General features: G+C 55.2%; 7 protein-coding genes. All 7 read left to right on the forward strand.

Annotated elements, in window-relative coordinates:
- Positions 1 to 113: 113 nt before the first annotated feature.
- Positions 114 to 452 carry a translation initiation factor gene (locus tag ADICEAN_RS00495; RefSeq protein ID WP_009193520.1) on the forward strand — a complete coding sequence of 113 codons (339 nt, stop codon included), beginning with the start codon at positions 114 to 116 and terminating at the stop codon, positions 450 to 452.
- Between the two features lie 96 nt (positions 453 to 548).
- Entirely contained in the window at positions 549 to 1124 is a 576-nt protein-coding gene (locus ADICEAN_RS00500) for a Dps family protein (protein ID WP_009193521.1), read from the forward strand.
- A gap of 247 nt (positions 1125 to 1371) precedes the next feature.
- Positions 1372 to 2229: an ATP phosphoribosyltransferase gene (hisG, locus tag ADICEAN_RS00505; RefSeq protein ID WP_009193522.1), complete on the forward strand. Its 858-nt coding sequence runs from the start codon at positions 1372 to 1374 to the stop codon at positions 2227 to 2229.
- 39 nt (positions 2230 to 2268) lie between these two features.
- Positions 2269 to 3561, forward strand: coding sequence for a histidinol dehydrogenase (hisD, locus tag ADICEAN_RS00510; RefSeq protein ID WP_009193523.1), 1293 nt, complete (start codon positions 2269 to 2271; stop codon positions 3559 to 3561).
- Entirely contained in the window at positions 3554 to 4621 is a 1068-nt protein-coding gene (gene hisC, locus ADICEAN_RS00515) for a histidinol-phosphate transaminase (RefSeq protein ID WP_009193524.1), read from the forward strand. Before hisD ends, hisC begins: the two co-directional genes overlap by 8 nt.
- 106 nt (positions 4622 to 4727) lie before the next feature.
- The gene (gene hisB, locus ADICEAN_RS00520) at positions 4728 to 5828 is read left to right on the forward strand and encodes a bifunctional histidinol-phosphatase/imidazoleglycerol-phosphate dehydratase HisB (protein WP_009193525.1); all 1101 of its coding nucleotides are present in this window, start codon (positions 4728 to 4730) and stop codon (positions 5826 to 5828) included.
- Between the two features lie 305 nt (positions 5829 to 6133).
- On the forward strand, positions 6134 to 7474 hold a 1341-nt coding region (locus tag ADICEAN_RS00525; RefSeq protein ID WP_051068757.1), incomplete at its 3' end, for a glycosyltransferase family 39 protein.

The raw sequence follows: 7474 nt of genomic DNA on the forward strand, positions 1-7474 counted from the left end.
AGCCACATATAAAATCGTTACCCCCTGCTGAGCCGTGTGCTCGTGCAGACACAGACGATACTCCCATAGCTCAAGCCCCATACCCCATACCCCATACCCCCCAACCAACAACCATGGCAAAAAATAAAAACCGAACCGGCGTAGTCTACTCCACCAATCCCGATTTTGCCTACCAGCAGGAGGGCGGGCAGGAGCAGGCAACGCTGCCACCCCAGCAGCAAAACCTCAAAGTACTCCTGGACCGTCACAAGGGGGGCAAGCAGGCTACCGTGGTAACCGGCTTTGTGGGCACCGAGGCCGATCTGAGTGAGCTTGGCAAGACCCTTAAAAGCAAATGCGGCGTAGGGGGTTCGGCCAAAGAAGGGGAGATTATCATCCAGGGCGATAAGCGGGAGCAGGTACTGGGCCTGCTGCAGCAAATGGGCTATAAGGCCAAAAAGGCAGGGGGCTAAGGCCTGTTGGTTACCCTCGGTTTTTCGGTTTTTCCGGGCAGCCTGGCTAAACCATAGGCGCCTTCAGGGGTTATATACATAAACCAAACGACACCTATGGATTATTTACATCTTGACAAAAAGAAAGTAGAGATAGTAGCGCAAAACCTCAACAGCATGCTGGCTGCCTACCAGCTGCACTACCAGAAACTGCGCAATTTTCACTGGAACCTCAAGAGCCAGGATTTCTTTGTGCTGCACGATAAATTTGAGCAGTTCTATACCGACGCCAATGAAAAAATAGACGATCTGGCCGAACGCATTCTTACCCTGCGGGTACGCCCCGTAAGCCAGCTATCGGAATACCTCAAAATCTCCAAGATCAAGGAGTGCCCCGAAGATCTCAACCACACCCAGATGGTCAATGAGGTGCTTAATGATTATTCCGTACTTATTCAGCTGGGACGCGATGTGCTCAAAGCAGCCTCCGAAGCCGAAGACGAAGGCACCATTGACATGTTGGGCGGCTATGTGGGCGACCTGGAAAAAAATTGCTGGATGCTCTCATCCTACCTGGAAAAGCATAAACCACGCGCATTTGAGATAGAAGAAAGCCAGCTGGGCACCGTAGACCGGGCTGCCGAGCGGGCCAACAAGATTGGCAAAGACAAATCTTCCAAAGCCAAGAAGTAATATGGGCGCCAGAAAAGCATCTATCCCCCGATAGGTGCTTTTTTCTTGCGCATATCAAAAACTTGCTTATTTTTGCCTGCACATGTACGCTTTGCACCTACATCACCATCATCATTCGCATGCCGCAGTCCATCATGGCGCTGCAGCATACCCCCATCATGCCTGATCCAGGCACCCGCAAAGCTCTTTTTTTCCTTTACTACATCTTGTTTTCTACTACCGCTGTGCCGGTATTTCGATCCCTTTTATGGAAAAATTACGAATCGCCATTCAGAAAAGTGGCAGGCTAAGTGAAGATTCGCTGGCACTCATCAAGGAGTGTGGCATCAAGATCACCAACGGCATGCGCACCCTTAAGAGCGATGCCCTCAATTTCCCCCTGGAGTTCCTGTTTTTGCGCGACGATGACATTCCCGGCTATGTAGAAGACGGCGTGGCCGATGTGGGCATTGTAGGCGAAAACGTCTGGTACGAAACCGGCCGGGAGGTGGATGTAGCCAAGCCGCTGGGCTTTTCCAAATGCCGCCTGTCGCTGGCGGTGCCCAAGCATGTGGAGTACACCGGAATTGAAGATCTGCAGGGGGCCAATATTGCTACTTCCTACCCCAAGATTCTGGGCGATTACCTGAGCAAAAGGGGGGTTGAGGCCCAGCTGCATGTTATTAGCGGATCGGTAGAGATTGCCCCCAGCATTGGCCTGGCCGATGCCATCTGCGATATTGTAAGCTCGGGCAGTACCCTGTTCATGAACGGCTTAAAGGAAGTAGAAACCATTTTTAGCTCCCAGGCGGTGATGATCCGCAACCGCCAGCTCTCCCAGGCCAAGCAGGAGATCCTGGAGCGGTTGCTGTTTCGCATCAATGCCGTGCAGAAGGGCCAGAAGAACAAATACATCCTGCTGAATGCTCCTCAAAAATCTCTCGAAGAAATTATCCGTATACTGCCAGGCATGCGCAGCCCCACGGTGCTGCCGCTGGCCGAAGAAGGCTGGAATTCCGTTCATTCTGTGATACAGGAAGATGAGTTCTGGGAAGTGATTGACCAGCTGAAAGCCGCCGGCGCCGAAGGAATTCTGGTAGTGCCTATTGAAAAAATGATTTTATAATCTCAACTTATACCTTTAGCCTTAACCAAACGTGCCCGCATGGAAATCGTAATGAATCCGCCTCGGGAAGAGTGGAACAAGCTTGTGCAGCGCCCTGGCGTAAACCTCAAAAAGGTGCGCAAGATTGTAAAGCCCATCATGAAAAAAGTGGAGCGCAACGGCGATAGTGCGCTGCTTAAATTTGCCCTTGAATTTGATCTGGTGCACCTGGATGATCTGCAGGTGAGCGCTAAAGAAATAAAAGCCGCTGCCGATGAGGTAGAGGACGAGCTTAAACAGGCCATTGAACAGGCCCTGCATAATATTGAGCTCTTTCATAAGGCTCAGCAGGTGCCTCCTCTTAGCCTGGAGGTGATGCCCGGCGTGCGCTGCATGCGCAAAAGCGTACCCATAGAGCGGGTGGGCCTGTATGTGCCCGGCGGCACCGCCCCGCTTTTTTCTACCGTGCTGATGCTGGGCATACCCGCCCGCATTGCCGGCTGCAGGGAAGTAGTGCTTTGCACGCCCCCTAACCGCAGTGGCAGGGTGCATCCTGCCATCCTTTATACTGCCAGCCTGCTGGGCATTAGCAAAATATACAAAACAGGCGGGGCCCAGGCCATTGCTGCCATGATGTACGGCACCGAAACCATTCCAAGGGTGGATAAGATCTTTGGCCCCGGCAATCAGTATGTAACGGCCGCCAAGCTGGTGGCTGCCCAAAAAGGCATAGCCATTGATATGCCTGCAGGCCCCTCGGAGGTGGCCATCCTGGCCGATGCTTCTGCCAACCCGGCCTTTATTGCGGCCGATCTGCTTTCTCAGGCCGAGCATGGGGCCGATAGCCAGGTGCTGCTGGTAACGGCCGATCTGGAACTGGCCCAGGCCGTAAATGACGAGCTGAGCAAACAGCTGGAGGACCTGCCCCGGGCCAAAATGGCCGAAGCGGCCCTGGCCGCCAGCCGGGTAGTGATCCTGAAAAAGCAGAAAGACGCCATGGAGTTTCTAAACCTTTATGCGGCCGAGCACCTGATTCTGGCTGTAAAAAATGCCAGTGAAGTGGCAGAAATGGTCATAAACGCTGGTTCTGTATTTCTGGGCCACTATACCCCTGAGTCGGTAGGCGATTATGCCTCCGGTACAAACCATACCCTGCCCACCAGTGGCTTTGCCAGGGCTTACAGCGGCGTTTCGCTTGATAGCTTCCTGAAGAAGATCACCTTTCAGGAGCTGAGCCCCGAAGGGATTGTGCGCCTGGGGCCCGTGGTACAGGCCATGGCCGAGGCCGAACACCTGCACGCCCATGCCCATGCCGTAACTGTTCGTTTAAACGCCCTTACCGAAAATGTTTGATATCAACAGCCTGCTGCGGCCGCACCTCCGCAATCTTACGCCTTATTCCTCGGCCCGGGATGAGTTTTCGGGCACGGCCCAGGTGTACCTGGATGCTAACGAAAACAGCTTTGGCTCGGCCACGGCCGAAGATTTTAACCGCTACCCCGATCCGCACCAGCGCCGGGTGAAGCGCATGCTGGCCCGCCTGAAGGAAGTACCCGCCGATCAGATCTTTCTGGGCAATGGCTCTGATGAGCCCATTGACCTGCTGATCCGGGCCTTTTGCCAGCCCGGCCAGGACCATATCCTCATACTGCCGCCTACCTATGGCATGTACAGCGTTAGTGCTACCATCAATGGGGTAGGGGTGCGGGAGGTGCTGCTTCGCCCCAATTTTAGCCTGGATGCCAATGCTGTGCTGTCAAATACGGATAGAAACAGCAAGATCCTGTTTATCTGCTCACCTAACAATCCCACCGGCAACCTGATGGACCGGGTAGCGGTAGAAAAGCTGCTGCAGGAATTTCCGGGCCTGGTGGTGGTAGATGAAGCCTATATCGACTACTGCAGGGAAGACTCCTGGACCTGCCGCCTGGAAGAATTTCCCAATCTGGTGGTGCTGCAAACCTTCAGCAAAGCCTGGGGGCTGGCGGCCCTCCGGCTGGGTATGGCCTTTGCCTCCCGGGAGCTTATTGAGATCCTGAACAAGATCAAACCCCCCTATAATATCAGCCAGCTAAGCCAGCAGTACGCCCTTAGAGCCATTACCAACCGCGATAAAATGAAGCGCCAGCTGGCCCTCACCCTTTTTGAGCGCCAGCAGCTGGAGCAACGGCTACCCCAGCTGGCCATCGTTGAAAAGGTTTACCCCTCAGAAGCTAATTTCCTGCTGGTTAAAGTGCAGGAAGCCCGCCCGCTCTATGATTTTCTGCTGGAAAAGGGCATTGTGGTGCGGGACCGCTCCCGGGTGCAGCTGTGCGAAGGCTGCCTGCGCATCACTGTAGGCACCCCCAACGAGAACGAGCAACTGCTGGAAGCGCTGGCAGCCTTTTCAGTAAAAGAAAAACAGGCAATATAAACAGCGGACCTAAAGCCTCCGGGGTTTTCGAAACGCTGGAGCTTTCTCCCCCTTTCCCAACTGTCCGGTAAGGACAGTTTCTGCACCTGTCATTAGTAACATAGTCATGAAGAAAAAAGCCCTTTTTATAGACCGGGACGGCACCATCATCGTGGAGCCACCCCTTGATTTTCAGGTCGATTCGCTGGAAAAACTGGAGTTTCTGCCCGGCGCCATCAGCGGCCTGCGCCAGCTGCGGGAGCTGAGCGAGTATGAGTTTGTGATGGTCACCAATCAGGATGGCCTGGGTACCGACAGTTTTCCGGAAGATACCTTCTGGCCGGCCCACAATAAAATGCTGAGAACGCTGGAAGGCGAGGGGGTGACCTTTGATGATATCCTGGTAGACCGCAGCTTTGAGCATGAAGGGCTGGATACCCGAAAGCCCGGCACCGGCATGATGGGGGCTTACCTGGCCGGTGAGTATGACCTGGCCAACTCCTATGTGATCGGCGACCGCCACACCGATATTCAGCTGGCCAAGAATTTGGGCGCCAAGGCGATCTTTATTGGTACCGAACCCATTGAGGGGGTCGCACTCATAGCCACCAGCTGGAAGGAGATTGTGCACCACCTCCTGTTGCCCCTGCGGCAGGTGCGCCTGGAGCGCAACACCAGGGAAACGCAAATTGAGCTGATCCTGCGCCTGGATGAGCAGGGCAAGGCAGATATACAGACCGGCCTGCACTTTTTTGATCACATGCTGGACCAGCTGGCCCGCCACAGTGGCGTTAGCCTCTATTTGCGTACCAAAGGCGATCTGCAGGTAGATGAGCACCACACCATAGAAGATACGGCCCTGGCCCTGGGCGAAGGCTTCGCCAAAGCCCTCTTCGACAAGCGGGGCATGGAGCGCTACGGCTTTTCGCTGGTGATGGATGATGCCCTGGCCCAGGTAGCGCTGGACTTTGGCGGACGCCCCTGGCTGGTGTGGGAAACCGAATTCAAGCGGGAGAAAGTAGGGGACATGCCTACCGAAATGTTCTACCACTTCTTTAAGTCCTTTGCCGATGCCGCCCGCTGTAACCTCAACATCAAATGCGAAGGGCAAAATGAACACCACAAAATAGAAGCAATCTTTAAGGGCTTGGCCAAGGCCATTCGCATGGCCATTCGCCGCGATATCAACAGCATCCAGAACCTGCCCAGTACCAAGGGGGTATTGTAAAATAGGCTGCTTTGCCATGTAGCCGGTTCCTGGAAGGGGGCTGGCTTTTTTGTTTCTGCAAGTTGGGTCGCAGGCAGCAGATGCTATGGCGGTGAACGTAGGTTATTTTTCTATATTTAAGCCTGCAGGTGCCCTGCTGGGCTACATCACTCTTTTGAAATTAAACTGACTAGAAGGAAAATGAGGGGTCGTGTGCGCGCAGGGAGAAGGAGATGAAGCTGGGAGAAAGGGGTATGAATGCTGCAGGCCGCCTGCACAGGTAAAAGGGTTGAATGCACATTTCACACACATTTTCATAAGCACTCATGCAAGCAGTTTTACGCCCAGGGCAGCGGCGGGCCACCCTCTCTCAAAACAACAGCCTGATTCTGGGCATGGGTCTGGCCCTGTTCCTGTTCCAGCTGCTGGCCAATGTAGCCGATGGCTATGGGATCTTCCGGGATGAATTCTATTACCTGGCCTGTAGTCAGCGCCTTGCCTGGGGCTATGTAGACCATCCGCCGCTTTCTGTTTTTCTGCTGGCCCTGCAAAGCAGCCTGCTGGGCGATTCCCTGGTGGCGTTGCGCGTATTGCCGGCCCTGTTTCTGGCCGGTACCGTGCTGCTGAGCGGGGCCATGGTGCAGCAGCTGGGGGGTGGCTGGCGTGCCATTCTGCTGGCAGGGGTGGCGGTGATGGGTGCCCCCATCATGCTGGCCATGGGCAGCTTTTATTCCATGAACAGCCTGGATATCTTTCTGTGGGCAGCGGTAGCCTATCAGCTTATCCGGCTTATACAGGCACCCAGCCCGGGCAAATGGCTGCTGCTGGGCGTGCTTCTGGGTCTGGGCCTTCTTAATAAAGTAGGCTTTTTGTGGCTGGGCGCAGGCCTTGCTGTGGGCATCCTGCTGAGCCCCCTGCGGCAGCAGCTGCGGACCCCCTATCCCTACCTGGCAGCTGCACTGTCAATGCTGATCTTCCTGCCTTTTGTGCTCTGGAATGCAGCCCATGATTTTCCCCATCTGGAGTTTATGCACAATGCAGTTACCTATAAATATGCCGGCATTACCCGAGCCGATTTCCTGGGGGGGCTCTTGCTGCAGCTTAATCCCCTTGCGGTGCTGATCTGGCTGCCGGGGCTTTACTACCTGCTGGTGCACCCGCTGGGCCGGCAGTACCGTCTGCTGGGCGTCGTGTTTCTGGTGGTTTTTCTGATCCTGCTGCTCAATGGCCGCAGCAAATCCGAGTACCTGGCGCCGGCCTTCCCCATGCTGCTGGCGGCAGGGGCGGTATGGCTGGAAGCCCGCCTGCGCAAGGGGAGGGGCAGGATGTTGTACTGGGCGCTGGTGGGAGGAATAGCGCTGAGTTCGCTGCTACTGGCGCCTCTGGCCAGGCCCCTGCTGCCAGTGCCCACCTACATTGCGTATACCAGTACCCTTGGGGTATCCCAGGCCAATGCAGAGGGGAAAGCGCTAAAAGAGCTGCCGCAGTTTTATGCCGACCGCTTTGGCTGGCAGGAGCTCGCACAGGAAGTCGCTGGTGTGTATAAGGCCCTTTCGGCAGAGGAGCAGGCTCTCACCTCTGTATTTACCCAAAACTATGGCGAAGCAGGCGCGCTGGAGTATTATGCAGACACGTATTCCCTGCCGCCCGCCATCTCAGGCCATAAT

The sequence above is a fragment of the Cesiribacter andamanensis AMV16 genome (genome assembly GCF_000348925.1).
GTDB lineage: Bacteria > Bacteroidota > Bacteroidia > Cytophagales > Cyclobacteriaceae > Cesiribacter > Cesiribacter andamanensis.

Coding starts and splice junctions, on each gene's coding strand:
- hisD (WP_009193523.1), top strand. CDS start 2,269: ATGGAAATCGTAATGAATCCGCCTCGGGAAGAGTGGAACAAGCTTGTG.
- ADICEAN_RS00495 (WP_009193520.1), top strand. CDS start 114: ATGGCAAAAAATAAAAACCGAACCGGCGTAGTCTACTCCACCAATCCC.
- hisC (WP_009193524.1), top strand. CDS start 3,554: ATGTTTGATATCAACAGCCTGCTGCGGCCGCACCTCCGCAATCTTACG.
- hisG (WP_009193522.1), top strand. CDS start 1,372: ATGGAAAAATTACGAATCGCCATTCAGAAAAGTGGCAGGCTAAGTGAA.
- hisB (WP_009193525.1), top strand. CDS start 4,728: ATGAAGAAAAAAGCCCTTTTTATAGACCGGGACGGCACCATCATCGTG.
- ADICEAN_RS00500 (WP_009193521.1), top strand. CDS start 549: ATGGATTATTTACATCTTGACAAAAAGAAAGTAGAGATAGTAGCGCAA.